The sequence below is a fragment of the Bacillus sp. GW823-FHT06B01 genome (assembly GCF_058952315.1).
The window spans coordinates 330684-347664 of record NZ_JBXAHR010000001.1; the positions used below are offsets into that span (position 1 = coordinate 330684).

The window sequence follows — 16981 nt, forward strand, 5'->3', positions numbered from 1 at the left end:
CTGAATATATTTAAAACATGAGAGTAGGAGAGGATACTTGTGTAACAATAGGAATGAACATTCATTCCTGAAAAGGTAGTTTAATAGAATTTAAAAAATAATGTAATAGAATGATAGGAATGAACGTTCATTCCGAAAAAGTATTTATAAAAGGATAGGAATGAATATTCATTCCCTTTAAATTTTCAAAACGGGAGATGATTAAAATGAGTAAGCTGAAAAATTGGAGAAGTTTATCTTTTCTATTATGGATAGTTATTACTATTACAATGATCATAACGATGCCTAATATGGATAAATTAGTGAAAGAAAAAGGGCACATTACGATTCCTAATACAGAACAAAGTAGTATTGCTGACAAGATGATAAAAGAGATGGATAAAGGCGGGACTGAAAAGTATGAAATTATAGCTGTTTTTAATAGTGGAAGTAAAACAGCTTTAACAACTGAGCAAAAAGAGGAAATCGTAAAAACAATCCATGCTTTACAAAATGAAAAAGAGCAATTAGGAATTAAGGAAGTTGTTTCACATTTAGATAATAAAGATTTGGAAAAACAATTGATATCTAAAGACAATACGACCATTTTAACGCAAATCTCTGTAGATAAAAAAAATGGTGAAATATCAAAAGTTGCAAATGAGCTTCATAAAAAAGTGCAAACGAAAGGGGTAAAAACGTACTTAACAGGAAGTGATTTAATAGCGGGTGATTTTCTTACTTCCACTCAAGAGGGAGTGAAGAAGACAGAAGCTATTTCTATCATTTTCATTCTAGTTGTATTAATCATTGTATTTCGTTCACCAATTGTTCCAATTGTATCTCTTCTTACAGTGGGTGTATCATATTTAGTTTCAATGGGGATTATTGCCCATCTAGTAGATCAATTTAATTTTCCGTTTTCTAACTTTACACAAGTGTTTGTAGTTGTTGTCCTGTTTGGAGTTGGAACAGACTATAACATTTTATTATATACAAGATTTAAAGAAGAATTAAGTAAACAAGAAAATGCATTTTTGGCTACGAAAGAAACGTTTAAATCAGCAGGGAAAACCGTTTTATATAGCGGGATAGCAGTACTAATCGGTTTTGCATCTCTTGCTTTAGCGAGTTTTAAATTATATCAATCTACTTCAGCAGTAGCAATTGGTGTCGCAGTATTATTACTCGTATTAACTACGTTAAATCCATTTTTCATGGTGCTTTTAGGAAAAGGAATGTTTTATCCAGTTAAAACATTTAAAGGTCATGAGGATAGTCGATTATGGGGATTTCTTGCGAAAAACTCAGTAGCAAGACCATTTGTCGCTTTAATCATTGTATTTGTGATATCGATTCCTTTCGTAATGAAATACTCTAACACACTAAATTACAATGATTTATTTGAAGTAGATAATAAATATGAGTCGAAAATGGGGATTAACGTAATAGAAGAGCATTTTCCACCAGGTTTTTCTTCACCAAGTACGTTAGTCATTCAATCAGATAACAAGTTAGATGAGGCGAGTTCGCTTCAAACTTTAGACGAACTAACTGATAAGATTTTGAAAGTGAAAGGTGTTTCAGAAGTATATTCACCGACGCGTCCAACCGGTGAAAGGATAAAAGAACTATATATAAATAAACAAGCGGGAGAACTAAATACAGGATTAGGAGATGCCAATGGTGGTATAAAGGAAATTAATGATGGATTAACTACTGCGAAAGATAAAATGGGTAGTAAAGATTCAAATAGTCTTGCAAACGTTCAAAAATTAATTGATGGAACAACGGAAGCGAAAAATGGTGTAACAGCATTAGGAACAGCTTTAGATCAACTTTCAAATGGCATAAATGACGGAGCACAAGGTGCGCAGCAAATTGAGAGTGGGTTAACTTCAGTAAATGAAAATATTAGTGTATTATCTAATGCAACTTCACAACTTCATGCTGGTTATTCGCAGTTAGAAAAAGGTTTAAGTTCCTACGATCAATACTTCGGAAGTATTTCTCAAGCGATTGATGGTGCGAAAAAAGGCTATGAACAAATTGAAATGTTAATGACGAATTTCATTCAAACGAAACCAGAATTAGCAAATGATCCGAACATACTGCAAACGATAGGGATCGCTAAAGAGGCTCAAAAGCAATTAGGTGAGCTTTCAAATGAATTAAATAAATTAGCAACGCAACATAAAGCGGCAATGGGTTCATTTAAAGAAGCGAATCAAGCGTTATCGAAAGTGGATAACGGCTTAAAAGGCATGAGCGATGGAGTTACTAAGTTACAAAAAGGAGCAGCTGATCTTAAAAATGGATTAAATGAAGGTGCTACAGGTTCAAAACAAATTGCGAACAAGTCATCTGAGTTACAAACCGGATTAACAAAAATAAACGACGGGCAAGGTCAGCTATTAACCGGGCTGAAAGACTTGCAAGAACAGATGGGGCAATTACAATCAGGATTATCTAAAAGTACAGAAGGGCTTGAAAAGGTAAGTAACGGCCTAGGAGATGCTCAAAAATATTTAGGAGAACTAAATGAATCAAAAAGCTCTGAGAAATTTTATATCCCAAAAGAAATTTTAGAGGGAGAAGATTTCCAAAAAGCATTGAATACGTACATGTCACATGATAGAAAGACTGCTAAAATGACAATCATTTTAGACGTAAATCCGTATTCAAAAGAAGCGATGCCAATCATTGAAGAAATTAATAAAACGATAGACGGTACGTTAAATGGTACAGAATTAAAATCGGTGAAAAAAGCAATCGGCGGCACAACAGCTAGAAACGTTGATTTAAAAGAAGTAACAGGCCAAGATTTCTTACGTACAGCTACAATTATGTTAATTGGAATTGCGATTGTATTAATCGTTATTACACGGTCATTTTTAAATACAATCTTTATTATTGGATCTTTAATATTAGCTTATTTTGCATCACTTGGCATAAGTGAACAAATTAGTACACACGTATTAAACGTAGAGTCATTAAGCTGGAATGTGCCATTCTTTAGTTTTATTATGATTGTCGCTTTAGGTGTGGATTATAGTATTTTTGTAATGATGCGATACAATGAGTTAGAAGGGGATCCCGCAACGAAAATTGTAAATGCATCTCGTCACATAGGAGGAGTTGTATTATCAGCGGCACTTATTTTAGGCGGAACATTTGCTGCATTAATCCCTTCAGGTGTATTGACGCTTATACAAGTAGCATCTGTTGTTGGTGTTGCACTGTTAGTACTAGCTATCATTGTTATGCCAATATTACTACCTGCTTTAATAGGATTAACGAGTAAAATGAAGAATTATACGAAGAAATTAAGTAAAAGAAAATAAGAAAAATCCCCTTTTAAAAGGGGATTTTTCTTATTTAATAAACTTTTCCATCACGTCTTTATATTTTGCAAACTTTTCATCTTTCATTTCGCCATTTATTTGTATAGGAAGTGAGCGATAAACATTATATTCCAATTATAAATATTTTGTTCAAAATAACTCCTCTTTAAATTGTGAAATTTGCTTCTATATAATATTGTTTCGTTAAAAAACAAACATTTTATTCAAGGTAGAAAAGGGATGAATAGCAATCAACCGTTGCTATTCATCCATCTTCTACTATATAATAGCTATAGTCTACAATAATTGAGTCGTAATATGCGATTTTTTAAGACAATCGGTGAGAAAACGCTGAAATAAGCGGTATTAGTAGGAGGACACAAATGATTACAGTAAGTAACGTTAGTTTGCGTTTCGCGGATCGCAAATTATTTGAAGATGTTAACATAAAATTCACGCCAGGTAACTGCTACGGTTTAATCGGAGCAAACGGTGCGGGTAAATCAACATTTCTAAAGATTTTATCTGGAGAAATTGAACAATCAACAGGTGATATACATATTACGCCAGGTGAGCGTCTAGCAGTATTAAAACAGAACCACTTCGAATATGAAGAGTTCCCAGTATTAGAAACAGTAATTATGGGTCACACGCAACTTTACAAAGTAATGCAAGAGAAAAATGCCATTTACATGAAAGAAGACTTTAGTGATGAAGATGGTATGCGTGCTGCTGAACTTGAAGGTGAGTTCGCTGAGCTAAACGGTTGGGAAGCAGAATCAGAAGCTGCAATCCTTCTTAAAGGTTTAGGTATTGGTGAAGATGTTCATGATAAGAAATTGTCAGAATTAACTGGGGCAGAGAAAGTAAAAGTATTACTTGCTCAAGCATTATTCGGTAAACCTGACATTCTATTACTAGATGAGCCTACCAACCACTTGGACTTAAAAGCGATTCAATGGTTAGAAAACTTCTTAATGAACTTTGAAAATACAGTAATCGTTGTATCCCATGACCGTCACTTCTTAAATAAAGTTTGTACGCACATGGCTGATCTTGATTTCGGTAAAATTCAACTTTATGTTGGTAACTATGACTTCTGGTATGAGTCAAGCCAATTAGCTTTAAAATTAACACAAGATGCTAATAAGAAAAAAGAAGAGAAAGTAAAAGAGTTACAAAACTTCATTGCACGCTTTAGCTCAAACGCATCTAAAGCGAAACAAGCAACTTCTCGTAAAAAATTATTAGATAAAATTACATTAGATGATATTAGACCATCATCACGTCGTTACCCATTTGTTGGCTTTACACCTGAGCGTGAAATAGGAAATGACTTATTAACTGTTGAAGGTCTTTCTAAAACAATCGATGGTGAAAAAGTGTTAGATAATGTGTACTTCACTTTAAATAAAGGTGATAAAGTTGCATTTATCGGTCGTAACGATATTGCGATGACAACATTATTCAAAATCCTTATGGGTGAAATGGAGCCAGATAGCGGTTCATTCAAATGGGGCGTTACAACATCTCAATCTTACTTCCCAAGAGATAACTCTAAATACTTTGAGAACAGTGACTCCAACTTAGTTGATTGGTTACGCCAATTCTCTCCACAAGATGAGTCAGAAAGCTTCTTACGTGGTTTCTTAGGCCGTATGTTATTCTCAGGTGAAGAAGTTAAGAAGAAAGTTTCTGTATTATCTGGAGGCGAAAAAGTTCGTTGTATGTTATCTAAAATGATGTTAAGTGGTGCGAACGTAATCACACTTGACGATCCAACGAACCACTTAGACCTTGAGTCTATCACTGCATTAAACAACGGTTTAATCGCATTCAAAGGTACAATGTTATTCACATCTCATGACCATCAGTTCATACAAACAATTGCAAACCGCATTATCGAAGTAACGCCAAACGGTGTAATCGATAAAGAGGCTACTTACGATGAGTTCTTAGAAAATGAAGAACTTCAAAAACAAGTAGAAGCAATGTACAAAGGTCAATAATAAATGATGAAAAACCTCGCTCTCTTTATGAGAGCGAGGTTTTTTATAATCTTTGATTTTATGAATTATGAATAATTATTCAAAAATAACTTTAGAGAAGGAAAGACATTTTGAAGTTACATATAGAGGAATGGCTGAAGTATGAATAAACTTGAAATACATTAAGAGATTTAATATACACCGAAAAAAACAAATGCTATCTATTGTGAATTTCATTATATTACATTAATGTTCCAGAACTGGAGACATATTTATTTGCGAAGCAGTGAATAAAGGTTTATAGTATGTGGAGTCATAATTAGTGGATGAGACTTGGGAGAAAACAGAAAATGTTACAAATTTATTTTATTAAATAGAAACCAAGGTCAAAATGTCTAGAAAGAAATAGTTGAATAAATACTAGCTTCAAATTATAATTACTAATATTCTTCATTTAGTTAAACAAACAAAATCTATTTGAAGATAAAAAATTGAATAGAGACAGACTTATAAAAAAATAAGCCTTGGATGATCAAAAGAGGTGGAGAGATGAAACAATTACTATTAAAGAGTAAGCGAGTGTTAAGCAATCACTTTGGATTTTTCGTGTTTGCCATTATTTTATTCTGGTTAAAAACATACGCAGCATATGTGACAGAATTTAATTTAGGGATATCCAACACAATCCAAAAGTTTTTACTGTTTTTCAACCCGTTAAGCTCAGCAGTTTTATTTTTAGGGCTCGCATTATTCGCAAAGGGGAAACGTGCTTACATTTGGTTAATTGTTATTAATTTGTTAATGTCTATACTGTTATACGCAAACGTAGTATATTATCGCTTTTTCAGTGACTTTATTACGTTCCCGACATTAACACAAACGAATAACTTTGGAGATTTAGGTGGTAGTATTTTTGCATTGCTACACGCATATGATCCACTATATTTCTTAGATACAATCATTTTAATCGTTTTAGTTGCAACAAAATTTGCAAATCCAAAACCAATTCGTGTTGCGAAACATAAATTATCACTAGTATTTGTAGCAGGTATTTTATTATTCAGCATTAATTTAGGTCTTGCAGAATCCGATCGTCCTGAATTATTAACAAGAACATTTGACCGTAATTATATTGTGAAATATTTAGGGGCATACAACTATACGATTTATGATGGCATTCAAAGTGCGAAAGCATCAACAGAACGAGCGTTAGCTGATGGAGATAATATGACAGAAGTTAGAAATTATCTTGCATCAACATATGCAAGTCCAAATCCTGAGTACTTTGGTAAAGGAAAAGGAATGAACGTAATTTATATTCATTTAGAATCATTCCAAAACTTTTTAATTGATTATAAATTAAATGGGCAAGAAGTTACACCGTTCTTAAACTCATTTACAAAAGATGCGAATACGTTATACTTTGATAACTTCTTCCATCAAACAGGACAAGGTAAAACATCTGATGCGGAGTTCATGTTAGAAAACTCAATGTTTGGATTACCACAAGGATCTGTTTTTACAAATAAAGCTCATAACACGTATCAATCAGCACCAGCTATTTTAGGTCAACAAGGATACACATCAGCTGTATTCCACGGTAATTACAAAACGTTCTGGAACCGTGATGATATTTATAAATCATTTGGTTTCAATAAATTCTTTGATGCGTCATACTATGATATGAATGAAAAAGATGTAGTAAACTATGGATTAAAAGATAAACCGTTCTTTAACGAATCTATACCATTATTACAAACATTGAAACAACCGTTCTATACGAAGTTCATTACGCTATCAAACCATTTCCCTTATCCAATTGATAAAGAGGAAGCGACGATTGAACCAGCTAAAACAGGTGACTCTTCCGTAGATACGTATTTCCAAACAGCACGTTATTTAGATGAGTCTGTAAAAGGATTCTTGGATTACTTGAAACAATCTGGTTTATACGATAACTCAATTATCGTTATGTACGGTGATCATTACGGTATTTCTGATAATCATGGCGCAGCAATGTCACAAATAATGGGTAAAGAAATGAACTCATTTGAAAATGCACAACTGCAACGTGTACCATTAATCATTCGTGTTCCAGGAGTGAAGGGCGGCGTACAACATCAATACGGCGGAGAAATTGATGTTCTTCCGACACTATTACACTTACTAGGTACAGATACGAAAAATTATGTCCAGTTCGGATCAGATTTATTATCACCAGAGCATAAACAAGTCGTTCCATTCCGTAACGGTAACTACGTAAGTCCAACAGTGACTGCACTAAACGGCAAATACTATGATACAGTGACTGGTAACGCTGTTGAATTAACAGACGAAATAAAACAAAATGAACAAATGGTTCAAAAATCACTAAAATACTCTGACCAAGTCGTAAACGGAGACTTATTACGATTCTACACACCGGAAGGTTTTACACCAGTAGATCGTTCGAAGTACAACTATAACCATCGTGATAAAAATAAAACGAAGGTAAAGACGACTGAAGACGGGGAAACGAAATAAATATTAAAGAGCGCTACTCATTTGAGTAGCGCTTTTGTTTGTACATATAACGTTGTCATTATATAGAATTATCTTTTGTTTTTTGTTTCATCTTTCCAAAGAATACTACACCGGCAATGATAATAATGATAAATGCCCATTTTATGAAAGGATTACTTTCGAAAAATCCAGCGAACCATTTCTCATCTACAATCATTTTCGCAGCAGTATAAGCTAAAACAGCTGCTCCAATCGTAATGATGACAGGGAATCTATCCACCCATTTTAAAATTAAGGTACTGCCCCATACTACTACTGGAATAGATACTAATAGTCCGATGACTACTAAAGAAAAATTACCATGCGCAGCTCCTGCAACAGCGAGAACATTATCAATTCCCATTAATGCATCAGCTATAATAATGGTTTTAATAGCAGACCAAAATCCTTCTTCTGCCTTAATATCATGATCTTTACCTTCAGCAATTAATTTGTAAGCGATCCATATAAGGAGTACACCACCAATTAGAAGTAGCCCTGGTATTTTTAATAACCAAACGACAACTAAAGTAGCGAGGGCTCTAATCGCGATTGCCCCGATAGTTCCCCAAATAATAACTTTCTTTTGCTGATCTTTCGGTAATCGCCTTGCTGCTAACCCAATTACAATGGCATTATCACCGGCTAACACTAAATCAATTACAATGATGGCAAGTAAGGCAGACAAATATTCGGTTGAAAGAAAATCCATATACACATCACTCCTTAAGAGTAATATGTGCTAAAGTGTTGATAATATAAAAAATAGGATTGAATTTGTATACTCAATCCATAATTTCTTACTGTATTTTGATATATATGTTTTAATTCCGTATAAGTCGTTTTTGCAATTTTTTTTGCTTGTCGTTTCTTTTTCTTAATTTTCGATTCATCTTTTTGATACGATTTTCTTTTCTATTATGCCAGTTATCACTTCTGATTTCATTAATAGATTTATCTCCCTTAGCACGAAAACGTCTGACTTTTTTTACAAAGGAAAGGGGGATTTTGCCGATAACACCTTGTTTTTCTAATGAAGCCTCTTTACCTTTATACCAATCAGGATGAGATAATAAATAGTCGAAGTCGAATATTAATCTGTACTCTTCATCCATAAAAGTAAACCAGTCTTCTAATGTTCGTTTATTTGTTTGATGAAAATACATAGAGCTAGCAGTCATGGCACAACACCAGTAACTAATATCACTCCATAGTACCCATTCATTCGGCACATCAAGTGTTAAAATTACCATTTTTGAATTTTCTCTACCCCAGGCTTTAGCATTTCGATCTGGATAATTATTTGCTTCCCAGACCCAAATAGGATAGTTCCCTTCATAGTAGAGTAATCTTTTTTTAGCTACACGTACCATCCAATCGTATGAATATATAAAATCGGGATCGATGTTTTCTTTACTTCCTTCTAAATAACCAAGTTTTTTAAATTGTTTCCATGCTGCTTCAGTTTGAACTGTATATACTATCATGTGACACCTACTCATTTAAACTAGCCTATAGTATAACATGACATGTTTTTAAGTTAAATTAATGTGATTCTTAATTTCTATGGATATAAGGGAAGGAGGGAGTTCAATTGAATATACGAGAAGTAATACCCAATGCGATAAAAAAAGACTCAATAACCTACTAGAGGAAATCAAGTCTTTTTCATTACATACGGTTATCATGCCAGAAGTTTAATGGGAAGTGTTCGTTCTCACTATAACTTTCTAATTCATATCCTTTTTCTTTCAACCCTTTAATAATTCCAGGTACTGCTTTAACCGATTGTGGATGAATGTCATGCATAAGAATAACTTCTGTTGGCTTGTTAGCTCCATTTACAACGTTTTGCACAATTTTAGCTGATGCAGCATCAACAGGCATTTTACTGTATGTCCAGTCTAAAGAGTCAATTGTCCAATCCCAAACTTTTAATCCGTTTTCGACAACTTTGTTGCGAAGAGCTTCGTTTAATCCTGGCATTGAGCCGTAAGATGGACGAGTTAATACTGGTGATTTGCCTAGAACACCAGCGATTAAGCCTTGATCTTCCTTCATTTCATCTACGTAATGACCTTCTGTGTAAAGTTTCTTGTAGTTATGAGTCATACTGTGCATCCCAACGTAGTGGCCTTCAGCATCTTCACGTTTTACAAGATCAGGGAGTGCTTTTACGTTTGAACCAATTAGGAAAAATGTTGCTTTTGCATTTTCTCTCTTTAACATATCTAAAAGCTCGGCTGTGTATTTTCCAGGACCATCATCAAATGTTAAATAAGCGACTTTTCTAACTTGCCCGTTATATTGTTTTGGAGCTTCTTTCGGTGCAAGAGATGATTGAATTTCACTTACAAGTTGAACAGATTTTGCTTCATCCTCTGTACTTGCTAGAGCAATATGTGCTGATCCTAAAGCCGCTTCGTATGTAAATAATACCCCCGCGCAAATCAACATAGCCCTTTTTACTAAAGTTGTCATTCGAATTCCATTGTGCATAATTTTCCTTCTCTCTATAAAAGTTCTACTCTACTATATTAGCAATTATAGGGAGGTAATTGCAAAAAAACTTTTTTACAAGTGCAAAAAAGTTTGTTCAAAAATATGCAAGATTTTGTATCAATTGCAGTCTTGAAAAAACAGGGTGATTTTAATGTTTATTATGAAAATTTTCAAGAATCAAATTTGGTTCTTCTAATAATGATGTAGGTGGTTTTTAGGGGAATCGATATCAAAATGAAAAGGGACTAATCATACTTTCGTAGCATTTCATTTTCATTCCAATTATTGATTCGAATATTTTTGTTTTCTATTAAAATATTGGTATAGAAAAAAATTAAATTTTGGTCTGGGGAACATTTGATATTATCGGAAGAACTATTTATTTCATCTCAATATTTATATAACTACTTTTATATGAATTTAATACTAAAGACCTACTATTTATAAACTAATAGGTCTTTCAACTTAGGTAGTTCTCACACTAATGAGGGATTTGAAAGGAAATATATGTAACTTATAATAATTACTATAAAGCTTTGGAAAATGAAAAGGAGGAGATTTGCATGAAGAATTGGGTTCAATTTAGAATGGCAAGACCAACAGATAAATTTGAAGAAGTTATAAGTTTTTATGAGACGGGGTTAGGATTAAAGCGTATAGGAGAATTTCACAATCATGAAGGATATGATGGAGTTATGTTTGGAGTACCGGATGCCAAGTATCATTTGGAGTTTACAACGCATGTTAATGGAAGTCCATGTCCGGCGCCGACAAAAGATAATTTACTAGTTTTTTATATGCCTAATAAAGATGAAATTGAAAAAATAGTGAATCGATTAAGTAATATGGGCTATCATGAGGTAGAACCAGAAAATCCGTATTGGATAGAGAAAGGGACCACAATAGAGGATCCAGATAGTTGGAGAATTGTGCTTATGAACGCATTTGAATAAAGAAGCTCTTTTTGTATGAAATGGCACGTTTTTATAATGAAACAGGTATGAAAATAGGAACGTCTGCGGCAGCGAATTTATTAGCTGCTAAACAAATTGGAAAAGAAAAAGGTACGAATTTTAATGTAGTTACAGTTTTTCTAGACGCAGTGTCTATAGAAGAGTGGTCAGATGTAAAGAGCTTACAACAAATATAGAGAAAATCGAATAAATAAAAGTTCTTTCATATTCTATTTCTTATAATTTGGGAAATTGATGAAATGAAAACCTGTATATGTAAAATGTACAGGCTTTTCGTGGTTGTTTTAGTTATCTGTAGCAACTTTAAAATTTCACATACCGTATTTTAAAAAATAAATATAGGAAAACCAAAAAGTAATGTAGAATATATCGTACATGCATATATGAAGTCAACATAAAAGATAAAGAGGTGGGCATATGTTACTTGAAGAAGTAATGCGGCAACTAGAGGAATATGGAACAGGACAAAATCGTAAAACGTATAAAAACCACGGAGCGAAAGAGCCACTATTCGGAGTTAGTTTTGCCAATTTAAAATTGTTAAAAAAGAAGATAAAAAAAGATCATGATTTAGCAATTTCATTATGGAAAACAAAAAATATGGATGCAATGACTTTAGCAACAATGATTTTAGAACCAAAGAAAGTTACGACAGAACAGCTAAACAAATGGGTACAGGAAGTTGATTATTATTGTTTAATGGACGTTTTGATGACGGCTATTTGTACGTCGCCAATCGCGATAGAAAGAATGGAAGAATGGACAAAGTCCGATGATGAATGGATTGGAAGAGCAGGATGGTCTCTATTAGCAAATATAGCGATTAAAAATAAAACGTTACATGATGAATTCTTCACTCCGTATCTAGAAGAGATTAAAGCAAATATACATAATGAAAAAAATAGAAAAAAAGAAGCGATGAATAGTGCTTTAATCGCGATAGGAATTCGTAATGAAGACTTAGAGAGAAAAGCGATTGAAATTGCACGTGAAATTGGGAAAGTACAAGTTGATCACGGGGCAACGTCATGCAAAACACCAGAAGCAGAACCGTATATACAAAAGGCGAGAGAAAGAGCTAAAAAAAAGAAAGTGAAATAAGAAAAGGGGAACGGTTATGAAACCAATGGAAGCAGCACAACGCATAATTACATCACAATTTCCGAATTGTGATGTAGCTTTACTGGGAGGAAGCGTTGTAAGAGGAGAAGCGACAAAAACATCTGATCTGGACATTGTTATAGTTGATCAAAATTTACCGTCTTGTTATAGAGAATCTTTCTATAGTAATGGATGGCCTGTTGAAGTGTTTGTACATAATTTTGAAACGTGTAAAACCTTTTTTAAAATGGATTGTGACCGAGGGAGACCTTCGTTACCACAATTAGTTTCAGAGGGGATTGTATTAAAAGGAGAAAATGAAATTGTTGAGAAATTAAAAAGAGAAGCAAATGATTTACTAAATAAAGGGCCAGCTATATGGACTGAAGAAATGATGAAGCAAAAACGGTATTTTATTACGGATACTTTGGACGATTTTATTGGTGCATCAAAAAGAGAAGAAGAATTGTTTATCGCAAATTTATTAGCTGATTTATTACATGAATATATATTAAGAGTAAATGGGAAATGGCTTGGAAGTTCAAAATGGTTTATAAGGGTACTTAGAAAATATGATGAACAGTACGCAGATCAATTTGTAGAGGCGTTCGATCATTTTTATACAACGGGTGAGAAAAGAAACTTAATTACTTTTGTAGAAAAAACGCTAGAACAGTATGGAGGAAGAATGTTCGAAGGGTTTTCTATAGGAAAATAAAAAGGGGATGGCATAATGAATGTACCAATCGTTCAATTAAGAGAACTGACACTAGATGATATAGAAGAACGATATCAATGGTCATTAGATAAAGAAGTGACAAATCATTTAGTTGTACCGGATCAATATCCACCGTTCACTCGTGAAGATACGAAAAAGTGGATTGAAGCATGTATAAATCGAAAAAATGGTTATGAACAAAGAGCTATCACTACAGAAAACGGCATACATATTGGGTGGGTAGATCTTAAAAACTTTGATAAAACAAATAAAAATGCAGAACTGGGAATCGCAATTGGTAATAAAGAATACTGGGGTAAAGGATATGGAATAGCAGCCCTATATAGTATGTTACACCTAGCATTCTTTGAATTTGAATTAGAAAAAGTTTGGCTACGTGTAGATGAAGATAATTTTCAAGCTAGAAAGAGTTATGAAAAGGCTGATTTTGTTTGTGAAGGATTAATGAGAAATGATCGATTACGTCAAGGAAAGTTCATTCATCGTTATCGTTATAGTATGTTAAGAGAAGAATATGAATCTATAAATAGTAGTTTATAAAAATATTATGTTAACTTAAAGGGGCTGGAGAAATATGATTCGATTACTTACGAAAGAAGATGCAAAACAATATTGGGAGTTACGTTTACAGGCATTACAAGTAAATCCAGAGGCATTTGTAACAACTTATGAAGAGGCGATTCGTCAAGAAAATCCTATTAAGCGAGTGGAAAATAATTTAACAGCTACTACTAGCTGTACATTCGGTGCTTTTAATGAAAAGAATCAATTAGTTGGAGTGGTTACTTTACTAACAGAAGAGAAAGAGGCGTATAAACATAAAGGTCATATCGTTGCGATGTATGTAGATGCAAGCAATCGAAGAAGTGGTCTTGCACGTGAGTTAATACGTAAGGCAATTGAAAGAGCAAGAGAAATGAGCTTAGAACAATTGAACTTAGGTGTTGTATCTACAAACGAACCAGCAAAAAAATTGTATGAATCAATGGGCTTTAAAACTTATGGGATTGAAAAGAGAGCTATAAAGATGAATGGTGTGTATAGTGATGATGAACATATGGTGTTGTTCTTTTAATAGAGGGAGTTTAGTATGAAAGATCTCCATTTAGAAAAAAATATGAACCCGCAAGTAGCGATTTTGTATGCGACGGTTACGGATACATTTAAACGATTGCAAAAGTTGGTAGAAGGTATTGATAAGAAGGAATTGTCTTTTAAAGGATCAGAAAATAATGAAAATAGCATCGGGCAACTACTTCAACATTTAGCAGTTGTTGATTTACATTGGGTGTATCGCTTAAAAGGAGAAGCAGTTCCACTCGGGCTTGAAAATAAATACGGACCTATGTTAAATGAAGTAGGAGAACTGCCAAGTTTAAAAAAACAGACGTTACAACAATTAATGCAAGATTATGAAGAGGTGCAACATATGTTTTATGAGGAGTGTATGAAACTAACAGAAAATGATTTAACTAGGGAAGTTTTTTATGAGAAGGGAGAAACTGCGACTATAAGGTGGGGAATATGGCATATAGCCGATCATAATCGGTACCATCAAGCTCATATTAGTCAGTTAAGAAAACTATATAGAGCTAGAATAGATGCGAGATAAAGATTTCGAATTTTAATTATATTTAATTTGTTGTATAGTATAAGAAGAAACTAAACAAGGGGTTTTATAATGAAAGCTATTGCAGTAGGGATATTGGCATCATTTTTCTTTGCCTTTACCTTCGTTTTAAACCGGGCGATGGACTTAGAAGGTGGAAGCTGGATTTGGAGTGCTTCATTACGGTACTACTTTATGGTTCCGATGCTTTTACTTATTGTCATGTATAGAGGGAACTTAAAGCAACTCTTTCAATATATGAAAAATAATCCGAAAGAATGGTTAGTGTGGAGTATCGTTGGATTTGGTCTTTTCTATGCACCACTTAGTTTTGCCGGATCTTTTGGACCTGGTTGGCTTGTTGCATCAACTTGGCAAATTACGATTGTCGCAGGAATTTTGTTAACACCATTTTTTGCAGTAGATCCATTACATAAAAAACTTCCAATGAAGGAATTAGTTATGTCTGGGGTTATTTTATGCGGTGTTGTACTCATGCAAGTAGAACATGCTTCTTCATTAGGAATTCGAGAAACCGTTTTATGTGTAGTTCCTGTACTCATTGCAGCGTTTGCGTATCCTCTTGGAAATCGAAAAATGATGCAAGTTTGTAAAGGTGAATTAGACGTATTCCAGCGAGTTCTCGGTATGACATTAGCAAGTTTACCATTTTGGTTTTTACTATCTGGTTATGAAGTATCAACAGGCGGATTACCGTCAAGTAGCCAAGTTTTCCAATGTTTTATTGTAGCAGTTAGTTCTGGTTTAATCGCCACAGTACTATTCTTCTTTGCGACAGATCTTGTAAAAGATGATCCACAAAAACTAGCAACAGTAGAAGCAACACAGTCCGGTGAAGTTTTATTTGCGCTAGTAGGAGAGCTTATCTTACTATCTGCGCCAATTCCGTTATCTTTATCTTGGATCGGAATGAGTCTTGTTATTGTCGGAATGATACTACATAGTTATGTAGCGGTCGTTGTGAAAAAAGAAGAAAAAATAACGGCGTAATGAGATTAGCTCTTTATAGAAAGAGCTAATCTTTTTTCATGGAAAGGGATGTAGAAATGAATTTGCAACGCGTGGAACAAATTGAGAAAAATCCAATTTTAAATGTGTTACAGTATGCAGTCGGGCCAAGTGAAACTAGCTTAAAGAAAGCAGTTTTATATTATGAGAGTAATAAAGGGACTTTGTACAGATATGAAGAAGAGGCTTGTATAGGTATTGAAATAATCGGAGCAAATAAAGCGAGAGTATGCCACATAGCAGTCGTCCCGCAATATCGTCATAAAGGAATTGCGTTGCAAATGATAAAGGAAGTATCAAGAATGCATCAATTGACGTATCTCCAGGCTGAGACAGATGATGAGGCAGTAGAATTTTATAAAAAAATTGGTTTTCAAGTTAAAAGTTTAGGAGAAAAATATCCGGGGATTGAAAGGTTTCATTGTTACATGGAAAAATAGTATAAAAATATGCAAATGTACATCTAAGGTATAGTTTGAAAAAAGTAAGATTTATATTATATAATAAAGGTATCTGGAAAAATATAGATAAAAGAAATTAGGTGTATAACACATGAGAATGGATAAAAGTAAATTTATAAAAATTGCTACTTCAATAGGGGTATCATCTTTTTTATTAACTGGATGTGGCGATTATGAAGAAGATACTGCTCAACAAGAAAGTACTGCTGTTAAAACAGATGGTGGAAAACAAGGAAATGAACAAGAAACTTTAAATTGTAATGATAAAACGCCTACTAATGAAAATGTAGAAAATGATGAGTTATGTAAAGAAATGAATCCATCATTTTCATCGTATCATGAAAATTCACATTTACCGATACTTCCATTCGTAGCAGGATATTTATTAGCAAGCAGAACTTCAAATATGAATTATACAGCAAAACCAAATATAATGAAGAAACCGTATGCAAATAATATTATTCCATATCGTGAAAAAGACCAAAGTAGAACTGGTGGCAGTGGTGGTGGAGGGTATTACGGCGGAACTAACAGTAACAACAATAATTCTTCCAATAAAGTAGATTTAAACAAACAACAGCCCAATTCTTCAAATAAAGTGACGCCAGATACAAATACGCCGAAATCATCTACGACTCAAACGCCGAAAGTGAATTCTGGTTCAAGTGGAATTGGAAACGCAAAAGCGCCAGCCGGATCATAATACGAAAGGAT

Annotated in this window: 15 protein-coding genes and 1 pseudogene; 13 read left to right on the forward strand and 3 right to left on the reverse strand. The window is 33.7% G+C overall.

From position 1 onward, the window contains the following. The first annotated feature begins 206 nt into the window (after nucleotides 1-206). From AC1Q8N_RS01710 to ltaS, 3 genes are all read left to right on the forward strand, one after another. Nucleotides 207-3323: an MMPL family transporter gene (locus tag AC1Q8N_RS01710; RefSeq protein ID WP_493521033.1), complete on the forward strand. Its 3117-nt coding sequence runs from the start codon at nucleotides 207-209 to the stop codon at nucleotides 3321-3323. A 383-nt stretch (nucleotides 3324-3706) separates the two neighbouring features. Next, a complete protein-coding gene (locus AC1Q8N_RS01715; RefSeq protein WP_048547569.1) occupies nucleotides 3707-5332 on the forward strand; it encodes an ABC-F family ATP-binding cassette domain-containing protein in 1626 nt (541 codons plus the stop codon). Between the two features lie 528 nt (nucleotides 5333-5860). After that, nucleotides 5861-7834, forward strand: a complete 1974-nt coding sequence (ltaS, locus tag AC1Q8N_RS01720) for a lipoteichoic acid synthase (RefSeq protein WP_048547568.1) — start codon at nucleotides 5861-5863, stop codon at nucleotides 7832-7834. A gap of 58 nt (nucleotides 7835-7892) precedes the next feature. Here the strand turns inward: ltaS and AC1Q8N_RS01725 are convergent, their stop codons facing one another. The 3 genes from AC1Q8N_RS01725 to AC1Q8N_RS01735 form a co-directional block, all read right to left on the reverse strand. Further along, nucleotides 7893-8564 carry a TerC family protein gene (locus AC1Q8N_RS01725; RefSeq protein WP_098114993.1) on the reverse strand — a complete coding sequence of 224 codons (672 nt, stop codon included), beginning with the start codon at nucleotides 8562-8564 and terminating at the stop codon, nucleotides 7893-7895. A gap of 112 nt (nucleotides 8565-8676) precedes the next feature. Continuing rightward, entirely contained in the window at nucleotides 8677-9339 is a 663-nt protein-coding gene (locus AC1Q8N_RS01730) for a DUF3841 domain-containing protein (protein ID WP_048547565.1), read from the reverse strand. Between the two features lie 184 nt (nucleotides 9340-9523). Continuing rightward, nucleotides 9524-10351 (reverse strand): peptidoglycan-N-acetylglucosamine deacetylase, encoded by an 828-nt coding sequence (locus tag AC1Q8N_RS01735; RefSeq protein ID WP_048547563.1) that lies wholly within the window; start codon nucleotides 10349-10351, stop codon nucleotides 9524-9526. A 566-nt stretch (nucleotides 10352-10917) separates the two neighbouring features. On the opposite strand from AC1Q8N_RS01735, the gene AC1Q8N_RS01740 reads away from it, so the two are divergent. From AC1Q8N_RS01740 to AC1Q8N_RS01785, 10 genes and pseudogenes are all read left to right on the forward strand, one after another. Then, nucleotides 10918-11307 carry a VOC family protein gene (locus AC1Q8N_RS01740; protein ID WP_048547562.1) on the forward strand — a complete coding sequence of 130 codons (390 nt, stop codon included), beginning with the start codon at nucleotides 10918-10920 and terminating at the stop codon, nucleotides 11305-11307. Between the two features lie 11 nt (nucleotides 11308-11318). Then, nucleotides 11319-11504, forward strand: a pseudogene (locus AC1Q8N_RS01745) (cysteine synthase family protein); the annotation flags it as partial. 241 nt (nucleotides 11505-11745) lie between these two features. Further along, nucleotides 11746-12429, forward strand: a complete 684-nt coding sequence (locus AC1Q8N_RS01750; RefSeq protein WP_048547560.1) for a DNA alkylation repair protein — start codon at nucleotides 11746-11748, stop codon at nucleotides 12427-12429. A 16-nt stretch (nucleotides 12430-12445) separates the two neighbouring features. After that, the gene (locus tag AC1Q8N_RS01755; RefSeq protein WP_098132746.1) at nucleotides 12446-13147 is read left to right on the forward strand and encodes a nucleotidyltransferase domain-containing protein; all 702 of its coding nucleotides are present in this window, start codon (nucleotides 12446-12448) and stop codon (nucleotides 13145-13147) included. A 15-nt stretch (nucleotides 13148-13162) separates the two neighbouring features. Then, nucleotides 13163-13708, forward strand: a complete 546-nt coding sequence (locus AC1Q8N_RS01760) for a GNAT family N-acetyltransferase (protein WP_098642459.1) — start codon at nucleotides 13163-13165, stop codon at nucleotides 13706-13708. A 34-nt stretch (nucleotides 13709-13742) separates the two neighbouring features. After that, on the forward strand, nucleotides 13743-14243 hold the full coding sequence (locus AC1Q8N_RS01765) for a GNAT family N-acetyltransferase (RefSeq protein WP_098047767.1): 501 nt from the start codon (nucleotides 13743-13745) through the stop codon (nucleotides 14241-14243). 15 nt (nucleotides 14244-14258) lie between these two features. Then, complete coding sequence (locus tag AC1Q8N_RS01770) at nucleotides 14259-14780, forward strand: DinB family protein (protein WP_098079252.1); 522 nt, start codon at nucleotides 14259-14261, stop codon at nucleotides 14778-14780. A gap of 69 nt (nucleotides 14781-14849) precedes the next feature. Then, on the forward strand, nucleotides 14850-15788 hold the full coding sequence (locus AC1Q8N_RS01775; protein WP_048547552.1) for a DMT family transporter: 939 nt from the start codon (nucleotides 14850-14852) through the stop codon (nucleotides 15786-15788). A 56-nt stretch (nucleotides 15789-15844) separates the two neighbouring features. Next, complete coding sequence (locus tag AC1Q8N_RS01780; RefSeq protein ID WP_098079306.1) at nucleotides 15845-16246, forward strand: GNAT family N-acetyltransferase; 402 nt, start codon at nucleotides 15845-15847, stop codon at nucleotides 16244-16246. A 112-nt stretch (nucleotides 16247-16358) separates the two neighbouring features. Then, complete coding sequence (locus tag AC1Q8N_RS01785) at nucleotides 16359-16970, forward strand: hypothetical protein (protein WP_048547551.1); 612 nt, start codon at nucleotides 16359-16361, stop codon at nucleotides 16968-16970. Nucleotides 16971-16981 lie beyond the last annotated feature (11 nt).